At 61.5% G+C, this 16,442-nt stretch carries 16 protein-coding genes; 8 read left to right on the top strand and 8 right to left on the bottom strand.

Features of this window, described 5'->3' with window-relative positions; all coding sequences use genetic code 11:
- The first annotated feature begins 64 nt into the window (after nt 1–64).
- From O6760_RS20795 to O6760_RS20820, 6 genes are all read left to right on the top strand, one after another.
- Nucleotides 65–2,458, top strand: coding sequence for a patatin-like protein (locus O6760_RS20795; protein WP_269581599.1), 2,394 nt, complete (start codon nt 65–67; stop codon nt 2,456–2,458).
- 101 nt (nt 2,459–2,559) lie between these two features.
- Nucleotides 2,560–3,339, top strand: a complete 780-nt coding sequence (locus O6760_RS20800) for a sterol desaturase family protein (RefSeq protein WP_269581600.1) — start codon at nt 2,560–2,562, stop codon at nt 3,337–3,339.
- The gene (locus O6760_RS20805; RefSeq protein ID WP_269581601.1) at nt 3,339–4,118 is read left to right on the top strand and encodes a sterol desaturase family protein; all 780 of its coding nucleotides are present in this window, start codon (nt 3,339–3,341) and stop codon (nt 4,116–4,118) included. The genes O6760_RS20800 and O6760_RS20805 overlap by 1 nt, the downstream gene beginning before the upstream one ends.
- A 56-nt stretch (nt 4,119–4,174) precedes the next feature.
- Nucleotides 4,175–4,963 (top strand): sterol desaturase family protein, encoded by a 789-nt coding sequence (locus tag O6760_RS20810; RefSeq protein WP_269581602.1) that lies wholly within the window; start codon nt 4,175–4,177, stop codon nt 4,961–4,963.
- Between the two features lie 18 nt (nt 4,964–4,981).
- Complete coding sequence (crcB, locus tag O6760_RS20815) at nt 4,982–5,365, top strand: fluoride efflux transporter CrcB (RefSeq protein WP_269581603.1); 384 nt, start codon at nt 4,982–4,984, stop codon at nt 5,363–5,365.
- A 121-nt stretch (nt 5,366–5,486) separates the two neighbouring features.
- Nucleotides 5,487–6,506: an RluA family pseudouridine synthase gene (locus O6760_RS20820; RefSeq protein WP_269581604.1), complete on the top strand. Its 1,020-nt coding sequence runs from the start codon at nt 5,487–5,489 to the stop codon at nt 6,504–6,506.
- A gap of 3 nt (nt 6,507–6,509) precedes the next feature.
- Here O6760_RS20820 and O6760_RS20825 read toward each other — a convergent pair whose 3' ends face one another.
- The 3 genes from O6760_RS20825 to O6760_RS20835 form a co-directional block, all read right to left on the bottom strand.
- On the bottom strand, nt 6,510–6,998 hold the full coding sequence (locus O6760_RS20825; protein WP_269581605.1) for an AAA family ATPase: 489 nt from the start codon (nt 6,996–6,998) through the stop codon (nt 6,510–6,512).
- Nucleotides 6,999–7,041: 43 nt separating this feature from the next.
- The gene (locus O6760_RS20830) at nt 7,042–7,212 is read right to left on the bottom strand and encodes a hypothetical protein (protein WP_269581606.1); all 171 of its coding nucleotides are present in this window, start codon (nt 7,210–7,212) and stop codon (nt 7,042–7,044) included.
- 74 nt (nt 7,213–7,286) lie between these two features.
- Nucleotides 7,287–8,507 carry a DUF2778 domain-containing protein gene (locus O6760_RS20835; RefSeq protein WP_269581607.1) on the bottom strand — a complete coding sequence of 407 codons (1,221 nt, stop codon included), beginning with the start codon at nt 8,505–8,507 and terminating at the stop codon, nt 7,287–7,289.
- A gap of 415 nt (nt 8,508–8,922) precedes the next feature.
- Between O6760_RS20835 and O6760_RS20840 the strand changes: the two genes are divergently transcribed.
- Both O6760_RS20840 and O6760_RS20845 read left to right on the top strand, forming a co-directional pair.
- A complete protein-coding gene (locus tag O6760_RS20840; RefSeq protein WP_269581608.1) occupies nt 8,923–9,603 on the top strand; it encodes an HAD-IA family hydrolase in 681 nt (226 codons plus the stop codon).
- Nucleotides 9,603–10,376, top strand: a complete 774-nt coding sequence (locus O6760_RS20845) for an ATP12 family chaperone protein (protein WP_269581609.1) — start codon at nt 9,603–9,605, stop codon at nt 10,374–10,376. The genes O6760_RS20840 and O6760_RS20845 overlap by 1 nt, the downstream gene beginning before the upstream one ends.
- 154 nt (nt 10,377–10,530) lie before the next feature.
- On the opposite strand, the gene mgtE is transcribed toward O6760_RS20845, so the two are convergent.
- From mgtE to O6760_RS20870, 5 genes are all read right to left on the bottom strand, one after another.
- Entirely contained in the window at nt 10,531–11,955 is a 1,425-nt protein-coding gene (gene mgtE / locus O6760_RS20850; protein WP_269581610.1) for a magnesium transporter, read from the bottom strand.
- A 78-nt stretch (nt 11,956–12,033) separates the two neighbouring features.
- Nucleotides 12,034–12,765: a proteasome-type protease gene (locus tag O6760_RS20855; RefSeq protein WP_269581611.1), complete on the bottom strand. Its 732-nt coding sequence runs from the start codon at nt 12,763–12,765 to the stop codon at nt 12,034–12,036.
- Nucleotides 12,766–12,838: 73 nt separating this feature from the next.
- Nucleotides 12,839–13,660: a transglutaminase family protein gene (locus tag O6760_RS20860; protein ID WP_269581612.1), complete on the bottom strand. Its 822-nt coding sequence runs from the start codon at nt 13,658–13,660 to the stop codon at nt 12,839–12,841.
- Nucleotides 13,661–13,684: 24 nt separating this feature from the next.
- Nucleotides 13,685–14,635 (bottom strand): alpha-E domain-containing protein, encoded by a 951-nt coding sequence (locus O6760_RS20865; protein ID WP_269581613.1) that lies wholly within the window; start codon nt 14,633–14,635, stop codon nt 13,685–13,687.
- A 7-nt stretch (nt 14,636–14,642) separates the two neighbouring features.
- Entirely contained in the window at nt 14,643–16,067 is a 1,425-nt protein-coding gene (locus O6760_RS20870; protein WP_442969812.1) for a circularly permuted type 2 ATP-grasp protein, read from the bottom strand.
- Between the last annotated feature and the right edge of the window lie 375 nt (nt 16,068–16,442).

The following is a 16,442-nucleotide window of genomic DNA, read 5'->3' on the forward strand; positions in this document are numbered from 1 at the left end:
ACCCAGATAAAGACTGTGGCCATTTTTGTGTTCTAGGGTGTTGAGAGGGCGCCTCGGTGATCGCATGAAGGAAATCGAACTCAGACTTGGACTTGTGTTTTATGGCGGCGTCTCGCTGGCCATCTACATGCATGGCGTGAGCCGCGAAATTCTGAACGTGGTGCGTGCCTCGAACGTCCGTCTTGACCGGAACGCCGGCAAGCAGGCGCCCGAGACCGGGATCCCCGATCTGCCACCGGTCCAAACCGCCTATTGCGAGCTCCTGGATCTTTTGTCCGCGGTCGCCGATGTCCGGGTGGTCGTGGACGCGATCGCGGGCGCGTCGGCGGGCGGTGTCAACGGGATCATGCTGGCAAGGGCGATCGCCCATGACCTGCCGCTCGACAGCCACAGTGAGATGTGGCTCGAAAATGCCGATGTCACCCGTCTGGCAAGACCACAATCCGGATTGTCCCGCTATCTGAAAATTTCCGTTTCGCCGGTTCTGGACCAGTTGATCTCCTCCCGCCTGAAGAAACAGATCAAGAGCGCCGAGACACGGGAGAAGCTCCGGCTGTTCATGCAGGCCCGCTGGTTTTCGCCACCTTTTTCCGGTGAGCGGTTCATTGGCTGGATGCTGGATGCCTGCGCCAAGATGGAACAGGACGCCCGGACGGGGCGAAGCCTCATACCACGCGGCCAGACGCTGGACCTCTTTGTCACCATCACCGATTACAATGGTGTCAAGCGCCGGATCCACCTTGACGACCCGGACTATGTCGAGGAATGGGACCACCGCAGGATCCTGAACTTCCATGCGGCCCACCGCACGCCCGGTTATGTCGACAGCCAGTTCGATGCGGAAAACATACCCGAGTTGGTGTTCGCAGCCCGGGCGACGTCTTCTTTCCCCGGCGCCTTTCCGCCGGCGACCGTCGCGGAAATGGAACGGGTACTTGCCGACAAGGACCTGCAGTGGCGCCATCGCGACGACTTTCTGGCTCGCGGGTTCAACCTCAACGGGGACACCTTGGGCCAGCATTGTTTTGTCGACGGCAGCGTCGTCATGAACAAGCCCTTTGCGCCGGTCATCGAGGTGATCCAGGACCGGCCGGCGGTCCGTGAGGTCGCCCGCCGGCTGATCTATGTAGATCCCGCCCCGGTGGAGCCCGAGGACAGGGAGGGAACGCAAGCCGAATTGCCCGGGTTCTTCAGGGTTATCCTGGCCTCGCTTGCCCATATTCCGCGAAACGAACCGATCGGCGACGATCTGAAGGAGCTGGAACAGAACAACCGGCGCAGCCGCTGGCTGTCCCAATTGATCGATTCCGCCGGGCCGATGGTCGACCAAGCCGTTAGCGGGTTGATTCCAAAACGCCGGGCGGTGACGCCGGACATCTTGTCCAAGTGCCGCAAGCAGGCCACCATGGCCGCGTTCGAACAGGCCGGCTTTGCCTTTCTGAACTACCAGTCCCTCAAGCTGCATTCGCTGGCCGACCGGCTGGCGGGACTGACGTCACGCCTGAGCGGCCTGGAACACGCCCGCGGCCAGGAGGAGGCGCTGCTCGGACTGATTTCCGACCGCTTCAACCGGATGACGGCGGCAAGCAAGGACGTGCTTGGCCGCACCGACCCGCATATCGTTGCCCTGCTGAGGGATCTTGATGTCGACTACCGGATCCGCCGGCTGCGCTTTGCGATCCGCAAGCTCAACGGATTTTACCATTATCGGCCTGAAACGGACCTGGCGCCGCCCGACACGGACGTGCTCGACCACATGAAAGCGCTGCTTTACGAGCAGATCGATCATCTTGGCTGGCGCTGGAATGGGAAGTTTTTCGGCCATGCAAGCCGCGAACTGGCGCAGCGTTTCCTGCGGGACCTGGAGGCCGGTTCAAGCTCGGCCGGAGACCATGTCGACCCCCTCCTGAAATCCTATGGGCAGATGATGGGGCTGGCCGATCTGGACCGGCTGCAGGACGAGCTGTTTTCGGACACCGCGCGCGCACTCTTGGACAAGCAGCGTCACCAGTCGCTGATGCGGGCCTATATCGGCTTCGGATTCTTCGACCTGATCACCTTTCCGGTGTTGCAGCGCAACGACTTCTCGGAGGTGACCGAAATTCTTGTCGACCGGATCAGCCCCAGGGACGCGACGAGCCTCTATACCGAGGGGTTCGACCTCAAGGGCAAGTCGCTCAACACGTTCGGAGCGTTCTTCAACCGGGGCTGGCGGGAACATGACTATCTCTGGGGACGCCTGAACGCGGCCGACAGGCTTGTCAGCATCGTGTTGTCCGCGGCCGGAGAGGGCACTTTGCCGCAGCCGCAGATCAATCAGGCACGGGCCCGGATCTTTCTGGCCGTCCTGGAAGAAGAACGGGACAAACTTGCTGATATCACGGAGGAAATCGAGCGGATCGACAGTCTGATCCGATCGATCTTCCCGGATTTCGCCCATGTTGCCGAAGAGGTCTAGACAGCTGTTCCCGAATTTCTCCCGGTGTTACCTTGACGTGACGTCCGCTCTTTCGCTACGCACAATCTCAGCTGTTGCAAAGCGTGCAGGTACCCAGGTTGATGGATTTTTGGATCAGGACTTTCGGAACGGGACTTGAGGCGTTTGTCGTCCTCATTGCGGTGCTCTATGCCGCCAGCCTCGTCGTGCTGTTCACGACGGGAATGGCCATGACCCTGTTGAACAGCCGCCACCCGGGCCGCAAGATCCAGAAACGGCAGCCGACCCACGATGCAATTCGCGATATCCGCTCGTCGACGATACAGCTGATGATCACCAGCACCTGCCTGGCGATCGGCCTTTACGCGCAAATGCGCGGCTGGACGCTGTTTCCGCCTGTCGCCCTGTCCTGGTGGTCCGTGCCGTTGTTTTTCGTCGTGTCGCTGATCCTGCACGACACCTGGTTCTACTGGGGCCACAGGATCCTGCACACAAGGCTTTTCTACCGGTTCCACAAGCCCCACCACATGACGGTCACGCCGACGGTCTGGTCGAACGACGCGGGCTCCAGCGTCGACACGCTGTTCGCGCATTCCTACTACGCCCTGGTCCTGTTCGTGCTGCCGATCCCGCCGCTGGTGTTTCTCGGGCACCGTCTGTTCGACCAGGTGTCGGCCGCCATCGGTCATTGCGGCTATGAACACTTCGCCAGCCGGAGCGCGCGCAAGCCGTGGCCGCTGCTGTGCACGCTTTACCACGACCAGCATCACCAGTATTTCGTCTACAACTATGCCAACTATTTTTCCTTCTGGGACCGGTTCTGCGGCACGATCCATCCGACCTATGACGACAGGGTGGAAAGCTTCGAGGAGCTTTACGCCGGCAAGCGGGACCAGGCGTGATGGCAATGCTGGTCGACTATCTGACGGTTTTCGCGCTGATCTATCTGGCCATGGTGGTGGTCTATTTCGCCACCGGCTTCACGGTGCTGGCGATCAACGCCCGTCATCCGGAGCGGCGTATCCAGAAGCACAGGGACGGGCTGAAGCGACAGGCTGAAGAGATCCGTGCCTCGATGCAGGCGCTGGCGACCTCGTCTCTGCTGATGTCCGCAGGGTATTTCGCGCAAAGCCACGGCTGGACGCTGGTGGCTCCGCTGGAATTGAGCTGGTGGTCGTTTCCGCTCATGTTCGCCGTCTGCTTCGTGCTGTTCGACGCCTGGTTCTACTGGGGACACCGGATCCTGCATCTGCCGTCGCTCTACAAGTATCACGTGCCGCATCACCGCTCGATCGCGCCGACGGTCTGGAGCAATGACAGTTCCACCACGGTGGACACCTTGATCGAGCATTTTTTCTATTTCCTGGTCTGGTTCGTCCTGCCGGTGCCGGCGCTGAGCGTGTTCGCGCTGCGGCTGTTCGACCAGATCTCCGGGATGGTCGGCCATTCGGGCTTTGAATATTTCGCGTCGAAATCGTCGCGTTTTCCCTCACCGCTGATTTGCACGACCTTCCATGATCTGCATCATTCGCAGTTCCACTACAATTACGGTAACTTCTTTTCCTTCTGGGACCGTGTCTGTGGCACCGTGCACCCGAAATACGACGCGCTGGTGCGGTCCATGGAAGAGACCGGGGAGATCCCGGATACGGAAGAAACCAAGATCAAGGCAACCGGGTAAGCCCGCACGCGAATGCGCTGTGTCAGCCAACCGACCAACTGGATGCAAGACAAGACATGCTTGAACAGGCGCTGACAGTATTGCTCGAATTTTTGCCGATCTACGCGGCTTGCTACGGTGTGAACGTGTTCCTCTATTTCGCGACCGGCTGGGTTCTGGTGCAGATCCAGAATCGGCATCCGGAACGGCGGATCCAGCAGCACCGGCGCGGCGAGAAGCGCATGTGGAAGGAAATCCGTGCCAGCGTCTACTCGCTGACCGTGACCGCGGGCTGCCTGGCGGGCGGCATTTTCCTGTCGATGAAGGGCTGGACGCTGGTCGCGCCGCTGGAACTGACCTGGTGGTCGGCCATCCTGATGTTCGTCGTCTCCATCATCGCCTTCGACACCTGGTTCTACTGGGGCCACCGGCTGATGCATACCAAGTGGCTCTACCGGTTCCATGCCGAGCATCACCGCTCCGTCGCGCCGACGGTCTGGAGCACCTATTCCGACGACCTTGTCGATGCCTTCGTGATGCAGAGCTATTACCTGTGGGCCGTCATCTTTCTGCCGATCCCGATCCCGGTGCTGATCGTTCACCGTCTGTGGGACCATTTCAACGGCACGATCGGCCATTCCGGTTTCGAGTTCTGGGCCTCGCCGATGTCGCGCCTGCCGTCGCCCATGGTCTGTGTCACGTTCCACGACCAGCACCATTCGCGCTTCAAGTACAATTTCGCCAATTTCTTTTCGTTCTGGGACCGGGTCTGCGGCACCATCGACCCGAAATATGATGACCAGGTCAAGATTTTCGAACAGATGGGGCAGGGGGAAAAACACAAACCCGTTGCACCCGGTGAATAACAGGGTCGGGGCTGCAGGGTGAAACATCTTCTTCTGGTAATGCTGGGCGGTGGCCTCGGCGCAGGCGGCCGGCACCTGGTGTCCATGGTGACGCTGCGGCTGTTCGGTCCCGGCTTTCCGGTCGGCACGCTGACGGTGAATATCGTCGGCTCGCTGATCATGGGCCTCTTCATCGGCTGGCTGGTCAAACAGGAGACCGGCAATCTCCAGGACCTGCGCTATTTCGTGGCGACCGGTTTCCTCGGCGGTTTCACCACGTTCTCCGCCTTTTCGCTCGACACGTCGGTCCTGTGGGAACGGGGCGACACCCATCTTGCGCTTGTCTACATCCTGGCGTCGGTCGCCCTGTCGATCATCGCGGTCTTTGCCGGACTGATGATCATGCGGCAGGTCGCGACGTAAGAATTCCTTTCATTCCTGTACGATTCCGCCTATACGCAGCGGAACGATTTTGCCCCGCCGGTGTGCGGTGGCGAGGGATATGCGTGGCGGCACTGTGCCCGCAACCGAATTTGAGAAAACAATGTCCGCGATAGAACAGAAACAAGTGACCGCCGACGAGGCGGGCATGCGCCTCGACCGTTGGTTCAAGACCCATTATCCGGGGCTCGGCTTCGGCCGCCTGCAGAAGCTGCTGCGCACCGGGCAGGTCCGGGTGGACGGCAAGCGCGCGGAGAGCAACACGCGCATCGCCAAGGGCCAGACGATCCGTATTCCGCCGCTCGGCGTCGAGTTGCCGGCGGACGACAAGAAGAACGCAAGGCCGAAATCGACCAAGCTGATTGCCGACGACCGCAAGGCCATCGAGGACATGCTGCTGTTCGAGGACAGCCAGGTGATGGTGCTGAACAAGCCCGCCGGCCTCGCTGTCCAGGGCGGGTCCGGCCTGAAGCGGCACCTCGACGGCATGCTGGACGCCTTTACCGACCGCAAAGGCAACAAGCCGCGCCTGGTGCACCGGCTCGACAGGGAAACCTCCGGCATCATCCTGGTCGCGCGCACACGCCAGGCGGCGCAAGAACTGACCAAGGCGTTCCGCCACCGCAACACGCAAAAGATCTACTGGGCGATCCTCGCCGGTGTTCCCAAGCCGTTCCAGGGTCGGATTTCGACCTTCCTGGCCCGCAACGAGGGCGAGGAGCGCATGCAGGTTGCCCGTCAGGGCGACGACGATGCCCAGCACGCCGTGTCGCTTTATTCGGTGTTTGAAAAATCCGGCCAGAAACTGTCCTGGGTGACGATGAAGCCGGTCACCGGGCGCACGCACCAGCTGAGGGCCCACGCCGCCCATATCGGTCACCCGATCATCGGCGACGACAAGTATTTCAACATCGAGAACTGGGAGCTGCCGGGCGGCATCCAGAACCGGCTGCACCTGCTTGCGCGCCGGATCGTGATCCCGCATCCCTCCGGCCACGGCCAGATCGACGTTTCCGCGCCGCTGCCGCCGCATATGCAGCAGACCTGGAACCTTCTTGGTTTCGACGCCACGGATTACGATCCGGAGGTCGACGACCCGGACGATTCGCTCAACAGGCGCTGACGGCTAACTCGGGTCCCGATGGATTTCGAGGTTGAAACCCTCGTTTTCCGCCGGACGCTGGAAATGGGCGCTGATCCGCTCGAACTGCTCTTCGGTCACGGAGAATTCGTGTGCGCCCGCGGCGTTGCGCTGTCGCAGCCTTGCCTTGCAGACGGCGTCCGGAATGTCGAGCACGTGGAGCACGTGTTCGCAGCCTGCCTGCTCAACGAGGTCCCTCATCCAGGCTCTGGCGTCCATCGTGTTGGCCTGGAAATCGAGCACGACGGACGTGCCGTTCTTCAGAAGCGCGACGACGTGCGGCGCAATCGCCTGTTTCAAGCGGCCGGAATATTCGACGTAATCCTTGAGTGTGTGCATGTCTTTGCCAAAAAGGCTGGAGAGCCAGGCGTCTTCACGCAGGAGAACGGTGTTGGGTCCGGCTGCAAGCCGGTCGGCCAGTGTCGACTTGCCGGAGGCGACCTTGCCGCAGAGAAGGTGAAGCGTAGGGGACATTGACGGGGACACCGGCATAGGAGGCTGGCTGGTCGAACCGGGCCTAAAGCCCCTGGAACAGGGCGGTCAGGACCACAGAGGCAAAGGTGACAACAACAACGCCGGCAACGAGCTTCCAGGCGTCCTTGCGCCGTTTCAGACCCGGCCAGCCGAGCGGCTTGATCACCTGGATCGCGGCGACCAAGAACAGAAAGAAAGCGAGAATCTTGGTCAAGGCGGGCTCCGGCGGGGCAGGGGAAGGCGTCTACCCGTCGGGCATAGCCAATCCGGCGTCCCGCCGCAAGCCGGTCAGGCGCCCGCGCCGCGCTCCAGCATGGCCATGTAGGTCGGCAGCTTGTTCATGGACGGAACCACGATCAGCGTCTTGACCTTGCCGCGTTTGAAGGCGTTGAGGAACTTGTTGTAGTCCTTGAAGGCAACGCAGCCGTGAGAGCCGATCGAACGGCGCAGCAGACGGGTGTGGGTCAGCATGCCGTCGCGGCCCTTCATGGCGGCGCGGTCCATCGGCAGCATGCGGATGGCCTCGACGCCGTGGAAACGCCGTTCGCGCATGCGCAGCCGGTAGACATTCGGCGGGGTCGGGCCGAGGTTCTTCACATAGGCGTATTTGGGATTGTCCATCCGGTGGCCGATGCCGGAATGCGCTTCCAGCTTGGTGCCGTCCGGCATGTGAACCGTGGCTGCGCTTACGTCATAGATGGCAATCTTGCTGCCGGGGCCGGGAATGCCCTTGGATCCGCCAAAGAGTTTTCCGAGACCGCCAAAGACGCCGTCCTCGTCGTCTTCCGGGTTGCCCGGGCGCGCATAGGCAAGAACAGGCGAGGCGTCTTCGGGTTCGGCGGACCGTCTGGTGGCCGTTGCCGGTTTGGAGCGGACCGGCGGTTCGGGCTTGAGATCCGGTGTCGGCGGTACGATTGCGCCCGGCTTGGCCGGCACAGTGGTCGCAAGGCTCGCGACGACGACCGGTGCCGGCTTGGCGACAATATCCGCGGCGGCTTGCGCAGAAGTGCCGGCAGTCTGCAAGGCTGCGACGGTGACGGTTGTCTGGGCTGCCACGGTGCGCGCCCGGGCGGCCAGAAGGGTGCGGGCGAGTTTCAGCCTGGCAAGCTTGGCGGCGAGAGCGGTCTTGGCTGCCTGCTGGGCCCGAGCCTGCCTTGCAGCTGCCTTGGCCTGAGCGTCACGCAGGTTGAGGGTAGCCTTTGCCGCCATGTTGTTGCGCCGAGGCAGGTAGGCAACGCCAAGGCTGGCGGAGATGCCGGCGCCCGATGCCGTTTTCGCTGAAAGAGCAAGCGGACCGGCAGGATCTACTTGCGACAGCGTCAGGGCCCGCTCTTCGGTCTTGTCCGCGGACAAATGTACCGGCGAGATGGACGTGCCCAACCCGGCGATCGTCGCTGCGAAACCTGAGATGAGTAGGGTTGCCCCCGCGAGCACCGCATAAAAGGTCCGGCCGCCTTTTCCGGAAGTCCTGTGCCCGTTGCGGCCCGTGTCCCGTTGTTTCCCTAGCATTCAGACAAACCACCCTTGCGCGCGGCCTCACATGGCCGCGTGTTTCAATCCGTATGTTTTGGTGACAAGCTTGCCCCAAACGATCGTGCCCACCCGCACTCATGATTATCATCGGTTAAGGTAACCAGTGCGTTTAGAAACGTGGTTAACCAAACCTGAAGCGCCGGATCGTAAGACCGTTTCCCAAGATAAAGAGGCAATTTTCGGGCGCCCGTCCAAAATAGGGGATATCCAAAGTTTGGCGGTTAATTGAGGGTTAACATGGGAAGACTTTGCCTATTGGTAAAATTACTGGGTTCCAGGCAGACTTTCGTGACTAACCCTGCGTCGTGCGTCGGTGCATGCCGATGCACCTTGACGCTTGGACGAAAACCCGGCACATGCGGGCCGCAACAGCCCCATGAACAGGCCTTCCATGTATCTGATCCTATTTGACGTCGACGGCACGCTGGTGGACAGCCAGAACACCATCCTGCACGGATTGCAGGTCGGGTTTGACGCTGTCGGGCTTGCGATGCCGGACCGGGAAACAGCCCTGTCGATTGTCGGGCGATCGCTTGAGGAAGCCTTTTTCGACCTGGTCGGGCCGTCCCATCTGGACAAGGTACCGGCCATGGCGGCTGCGTACAGGCAGTCGAAGATCGCAAGGCGGGAACAGGGACTGGATCTGGATCCGCTTTATCCGGGCGCGCGTGAAACGATTGAGCGGTTGCACCAACGTGACGACCTGCTTCTGGGCATTGCTACAGGCAAGGCGATGCGAGGCGTTCGGCACATGCTGGACAAGCATGACCTTCACGGTCGTTTCATCACCATCCAGACGGCGGACACGTCGCCGTCGAAACCCCATCCGGACATGGTCCTGAAGGCCATGGCGGAAACCGGGGCGGACCCGGACCGGACACTGATGGTCGGCGACACCGGTTTTGACATGGCCATGGCCAAGGCGGCCGGCGCGCATGCGCTCGGCGTCACCTGGGGCTATCATGACCAGTCCCGGCTGGTGGAAGGCGGTGCAGATCGGATCATCGACGAGTTTGATCGTCTCGATCATGCGCTTTCTGAAATATTGAAATTCGACAAGGAAACAATCTGATGCGCGATTTTCTTGAAGCGGCACAGGAAGAAGCGGCAAAAGATCCCGAGCAGCGCGCGCGCGAACTCTCGAAGCGCGAATTGCCCAAGCGTTTCTACAAGGCTGCCACGCATGTTGCCGCCGATGGTGGCTATGCCATTCATCTGGATGGCCGGCCGGTCAAGACCCCGGGCAAGGCTCTTCTGCTCCTGCCCAGCGAGGCGCTCGGTGCCGCCGTTGCCGCAGAGTGGGAAGCGCAGGAAAAGGAAATCAACCCGGCGAACATGCCGCTGACCCGGATCGCCAATTCGGCCCAGGACGCCGTCAGTATCCGCTTCGATGAGGTCGCCGACGACGTCACCAGGTTTGCCGGCAATGATGCGCTTTGCTACCGCGCCGACGATCCGGAGACCCTGGTCGAGACCCAGCGGCGGTTGTGGGATCCGGTGGTCGACTGGGCCGGCGGGTTGCTCGGCGGCCGGTTCGTGCTGATCGAGGGGCTGATCCATGCCCCGCAACCGGACGCGCTCCTGGCGGCCTATCGCGGCCGCATTGCGGGTGAAACGCCATTGCGGCTGGCGGCGCTGCACACGGCGACCAGCCTGACCGGCTCCGCGCTGCTGGCGCTGGCGCTCAAGGAAAACCGTCTCGACCCGGACGCCGTCTGGAAAGCGGCTCACGTGGAAGAGGATTTCAACATCGAGCGCTGGGGCGAAGACGCCGAAGCCGCCCAGATCCGCGCCTACAAACGCAAGGAACTCGACGCGGCGGCCCTGATCTTGCGGGAAGGGTAAGGAGCGCTTGGGCCAGAGTGTCTTAAGCGTTGTTTCCCGGAAGTATGAAGAGTCTTGGGTCCGCTGAGTTCACGAAACCTCGTCATTTGATCACTTCATCTACGTCGCGGGCGAGCTGATTCTTTGGTTTGGAAGTTTTCAAGAGCATCCTTTCTCACCCAAGATAGAACGTGGTTGCCATCAGGAAGAAGATGAGCACGCCGAGGACGTCGTTGGACGAGGTGATGAAGACGCCGATGGCCATGGCGGGGTCGATGCCGATCTTGTCGAGGAGGATGGGCACGGTGGCGCCGACCATGGCGGCGAGGGTGGTCACGCAGAGAAGCGACAGGGACGTGGCAAGGGCAAGCCGTGCCGGATCCTCCAGCGGCACCACAAGCGATGCTCCGAGAACCAGGCAGCCCAGGATCGTGCCGGCGACGGTGCCGTTGCAGAGCGCCGCGAACAGCTCCTTCATCAGCCTGTAGACGATGTCACTGGTCCACAATGCGCCGGTCGCGATGCCCTGGACGGCCACGGCAGAGGCCTGCAGGCCGGCATTTCCGGCCATGGACATGGTGACCGGAATGAAGGCCGCCAGGATCGCGGCTTCTGCGAGCTGGTCCTCGTAGGAACCGACGACCGTGGCGGCCACGCTGGCGCCGACAAGGCCGGCCAGCAGCCAGGGCAGGCGCCTTTTGACAATTCTCAGCACCGTGTCGTCCGAGCGCGATTCCGCCGACACGCCGCTCATCAGCAGCATGTCCTCGTTGGCCTCGTCAGAGGCGATCCGGGTCAGTTGCTTCGGGGTGACACGTCCGATCAGATACCCTTCCGGGCTGACCACGGGCACGGTGCGCATGTCGCGCTTGCGTGCCAGGCGCAGCACCTCCTCCTGGTCGGTGTCGCCGGAGACGGTGAGCACGTCGCGGTTCATGATGTCGCGCAGCGGCGTGTCGGCGGGCGCCAGCAGCAGCCGGCCAACCTCCACGGTTCCGGTCAGCTTGCCTTCGTCATCGGTGACATAGACTGTGAAGATCTTGCGGATACGGTCCGCTTCCGCGCGCATCTGGGCCACGGCCTCGCCGGTGGTGCAGTGTTCCGGCAAGGCAACGAACTTACGCGCCATTACCCGGCCTGCCGTATCGTCGGCGTAACCGCCACGCGTGCCGATTTCGTCGATATCCTCCAAGCGGGAGATCAGTTCATGGGCGACGTCGTCCGGAAACTCGTTCAGGATCTCGACGGCGTCTTCCGGATCCAGCCCGTCCAGAATGTCGTGGAACTGCTCAAGCGTGGATTCTTCCATCAGAAGGGAGCGGAATTCCGGACGCAGTTCTGCGACAACCTTGATCGACGGGTTGGCCGGCAGCCACTGGAACAGCTTGCGGGCGTGTTTCAGGCGCAGCCGTGTGAGCAGCTGCATGACGTCGACAGGGTCCCAGCGTTTGAGCAGCTCGACAATAGGGCCGCGCTTGTCGGCCTTGATCATTTCGCGGACCGCATGGATCGCGGCGTCGTTCTCTTGAAGTGGTTCCTGTGCGGGTTCCCGGGTCCAGGAAACGTCTTCGAGGTCTGCGACGGCGCTGGACTGGTTCATTGGGTCTCATTCTCCGGACGGGGCCGGACTGCTTCTAATGCCCGAATGTGACGGTGCGCTGACAGGGCCGCGCTGGCGTCACACCTCGAATTCCTCGATCTCGGCGAAGGCCTGACGGAGCTTGTCGGACCAGCCGCGGGAGAGTTTCTGGAAATAGGGATCGTCCTGTTCGATCCGCACCTGGCGGTCGGTGGAGAAGGTGTCGGTGTTGTAGAGCAGCATGTCGATCGGCATGCCGACCGAAAGGTTGGAACGCAGGGTGCTGTCGAAGGACAGGAGCACCAGCTTGGCGGCCTCGCCGAGACGCATGTCGGAGCGCGTGACCCGGTCCAGAATGGGCTTGCCGTATTTGTGCTCGCCGATCTGCAGAAACGGTGTGTCCTCGCAGACCTCGATGAAGTTGCCGGCTGCGTAGATCTGGAAGAGCCGCGGTTCCTCGCCCTTGATCTGCCCGCCCAGAATGAAGGTGACGAAGAAATTGTCGGCGCTGGCCGCAAGCGCTTCACCGTCGATCGCCTTGACCTCGCGCACGGCGCTGCCGACCAGGCGGGCGACCTGGAACATGGTCTTGGCGGTCATCAGGGTCGCACGTTCGGAATCTGCAGTGCCTATGTGTTCGGTGAGCAGCGAAATGACGGCCTGCGTGACAGCCAGGTTGCCGGCAGACAGCAGCGTGATCACCCGGTCACCGGGCTCTTCCCAGACATGCAGCTTCTTGTAGACGGAGACATTGTCGACACCCGCATTGGTGCGGGTGTCCGCGGCGAACACTAGTCCGCGGTCCAGTTTCAAGCCGACGCAATAGGTCATTCTCAAGCCCTTCAGGCAAGGTCACGCAAAAGTCTGTCGGGGAACAACCGGCTCCGGCGTCCGGAATGGACGTTCACTGCTGTTGCTGCTGAAACGCGGCCTGCACCACGTCCACTTCAACCTGCAGGTTTTCCTCCAGCCCGCCAAAACGGATCCCCCTGATCGGGGCAGCAGAACGGGAATCAAGGCCAACCGTCAAGCGAATATAGCGATCTGTCGGACACATAGTGTTGGATATGTCAAATCCGGTCCATCCAAGACCGTTGATCATCACTTCCGCCCAGGCGTGGTGCGCCTCGGAGGCCTGTTCATCCTCCAGCAGCAGATAGCCCGAGACATAGCGGGCAGGAATGCCGAGGGAGCGGGCGGCGGCGATGAAGATATGCGCGTGGTCCTGGCAGACGCCTTCGCCGGCCGCCAGGACGGATGTCGCCGGGGCATGGGTTTCCGTTACGCCGGTCTTGTAATCGACCTTGTCGCGGATCGCGTGCATGAGTGCGTGAAAGCCGGCGATCTTGTCGTGACTTTCCGCGTGGGCCGCCAATTTGCGGATCGCCTGGTTTGCCTGGGTCAGCGGGGTCACGCGGGTGTAAAGCCGCGGTGGGGCCCCGGCGTCGGGCTCAAAACCGAGCACGCCGCTCGTGTCGGTGGTGTCGACGATGCCTGTGGCGGTGATTTCAACGTCCTCAACCGGTTCGCTGCGGGACACCATGTGAACCTGGTTGCCGAAAGCGTCCTTGTAGGTGGTGGCGCGTTCGATGCCCGGCGCTTCGATGGACCAGTCGACGATCGTCTGGGCGGGCCCGTTTTCCGGGGTCAGCCGCAACTGCTGCATGGCGTTGGCCAGGGGGGTCTCGTAGCGGTAGCGGGTGGTGTGTCGGACGGTCAGTCGCATATGGCACCGGGTCGGGTTGAAAGGTCAGGAGAAATTGTAGTCTTCGCAGAGCTGGTGGGCGAACTGGTTGTTCTTGCCGATGAAATCGGTCAGGAACTCATGCAGTCCCTGCTGGTAGATCTCGTGCATCTGTTTTTCCGTGAGCTCGCGCGACAGGTCCGCCGCCAGGTCGAGGCTTGGTTCACGGGAACCGTAGAACTGGGCGAGATCCTCGGCCGTTTCCGCGATCCAGTCGTAGCAGTGGGCCAGGGATCTCGGCATTTCCGTCCGCAGGATCAGGAACTCGGCAATGTTGAAGGCCTTCAGCCGGGAATTCGGATAGGCGAAACGGTAACTCCGGCGCCCGGACAAGGCGCGCAAGATGGCTGACCATTGATAGCGTTCCATGGCCCCGTCATCGACAATGTCGTTGTCCGGCAGGAGCGACCAGCATTGCGTGTTCAGGATGCGCGCCGTGTTGTCGGCCCGCTCCACGAAATTGCCCATCTGGCTGAAGAAATATCCGTCGTCCCGCAGGATCGTGTTGAGCAGGGCCCCGCGAAACAGGTGCGCGCGCTGGTTAATCCAGGCGAGAAAATCGGGCAGCTTGTCCTGGGTGACCGATTGGGGGTTGGTCTCGGCAAATTCGATCCAGGTCGTGTTGATGGCTTCCCAGAGTTCCGCCGTGATGCCGGTACGAACCGCGCGCGCGTTGTTGCGGCCAAGTTCCAGGCAGGAGCGGATGCTCGAGGGATTGTCCTTTGAAAAGATCATGTAGGACGTGACCTGACGCATTGTCAGCTCGTCATACTTCTCCTTGTAGCCGGCCTCCGTTCCCGAATTGGCCAGGGCAAAGGTCCAGTGGGTGCCGTGTTCCTGGCCGGTATGGGACATGATGGCGCCGCGATAGGCCACTTCCAGCAAGCGGGTCAGGTTCTGGGCACGCTCAAAGTAGCGGGACAGCCAAAACAGCGAAGAGGCGGTTCTTCCAAGCATCTGTTTCTCAATCCTCCAGAACCCAGGTGTCTTTGGTGCCGCCGCCCTGGCTGGAATTGACGACGAGCGAGCCTTTTTTCAGGGCGACCCGTGTCAGGCCTCCCGGCGTGATGCGCACCTGGTCCCCGATCAGGACAAAGGGCCTGAGATCCACATGGCGCGGCGCCACACCCGAGGCCACATGGGTCGGGCAGGCGGACAGGGCCAGGGTGGGCTGCGCGATGTAATTGCCCGGATTTGTCTCGAGAATTTTCCGGAACTCGGCGATTTCCCGCTTTGAGGCCGTCGGGCCGATGAGCATGCCGTATCCGCCTGACCCGTGCACTTCCTTGACGACGATGTCCTCGAGGTTGTCGAGCACATAGGCGAGATCATCCGGCCGGGAACAGTTCCAGGTCGGCACGTTGTTCAGGATCGGTTTTTGACCGGTATAGAATTCGATGATGTCTGGAACATAGGCGTAGATCGCCTTGTCGTCCGCGATGCCGGTGCCGGGAGCGTTGCAGATGGTGACATTGCCCGCACGATAGGCGTCGAAGAGACCCGGTACGCCGAGCATGCTGTCCGGATTGAAGGTGAGGGGGTCCAGGAACGCGTCGTCGATGCGCCGGTAAATCACGTCGACCTGCCGGGGTTCCCGCGTCGTGCGCATGTAGACATGGCCGGCATCGACGAAGAGGTCCCGGCCCTCGACAAGCTCGACCCCCATGGAATCCGCCAGAAAGGCATGTTCGAAATAGGCTGAGTTGTAGATCCCGGGTGTCAGCACGACGATGGTCTGGTTGGATTTCGAGGGGTCCGGCGCGACGCTCTCCAGCGTCTGCAAGAGGTTCTCGGGGTATTGGTCGACCGAGGCGACGTGGTGGGTCTGGAACAATTCCGGAAACAGCCGGATCATCGTCTCGCGGTTCTCCATCATGTAGGAGACGCCGGACGGTGTGCGGGTGTTGTCTTCCAGCACGTAGAATTCGTTTTCCGAGACCCGCACGAGATCCGTGCCGATGATATGGGAATAAACCTTGCGCGCCGGTGTGAAGCCGGCCATTTCGGGCAGGAAGGCCTCGTTCTGCAGAATGAGGTTGGCGGGTATCCGCCCGGCCCGAATAATCTCCTGGCGGTGGTAGATGTCGTGCAAAAAGGCGTTCAGGGCGCGCACGCGCTGGTCGATGCCCGCGGACAGGCGCCGCCACTCCGCGGCCGAGATGATGCGTGGGATCGGATCGAAGGGAATGAGCCGTTCGGTGGCTTCCTCGGCTCCATAAACCGCAAAGGTGATGCCGAGCCGGCGGAAGATCGTTTCGGCGTCCTTGCTCTTGCGGGAAAGGAAATTGGCGGGCTTGTCGTCCAGCCACTTGGCGAGCCTTGCATAGCACGGGCGCGGCGCGCCTGCCTCGTCGAGCATTTCGTTGAAGAACGTGCGTTCGTCCGACATTGCCTCCCCTTCACCTATGCTACCTTCTTGAGCAATCATGGCAAAATTCTGAAAGCTGTCAAAGAGCAATGTCGCGGCGCCTGTGCCTGCAAATTGGGCATCGAGTTGAAATCGAGTTGAAATCGGCCGCGAAAACCTGATGTTCGTCCCGTTTGGCCGCCTCTTCGAGGTCCACCGGAAATGGCCGCAACAATCTGCTTCACAGGTCGGACAAGGACGTTTGCGAACTGGAAACCTCCTCCCCGGGAGGGCGTCCCGTGGCACTTCCGGTTTCCGTTCGGCCACCGCGAATTGCGCGTTCACTGTGCAGTTCACGGCGGGACTTTCCGGAACGGGAAGCGCGGAAGACAGGACGTCCCGGCCCGTTTTGGCAAG

This window comes from Roseibium sp. Sym1, assembly GCF_027359675.1.
Taxonomy (GTDB): Bacteria; Pseudomonadota; Alphaproteobacteria; order Rhizobiales; family Stappiaceae; genus Roseibium.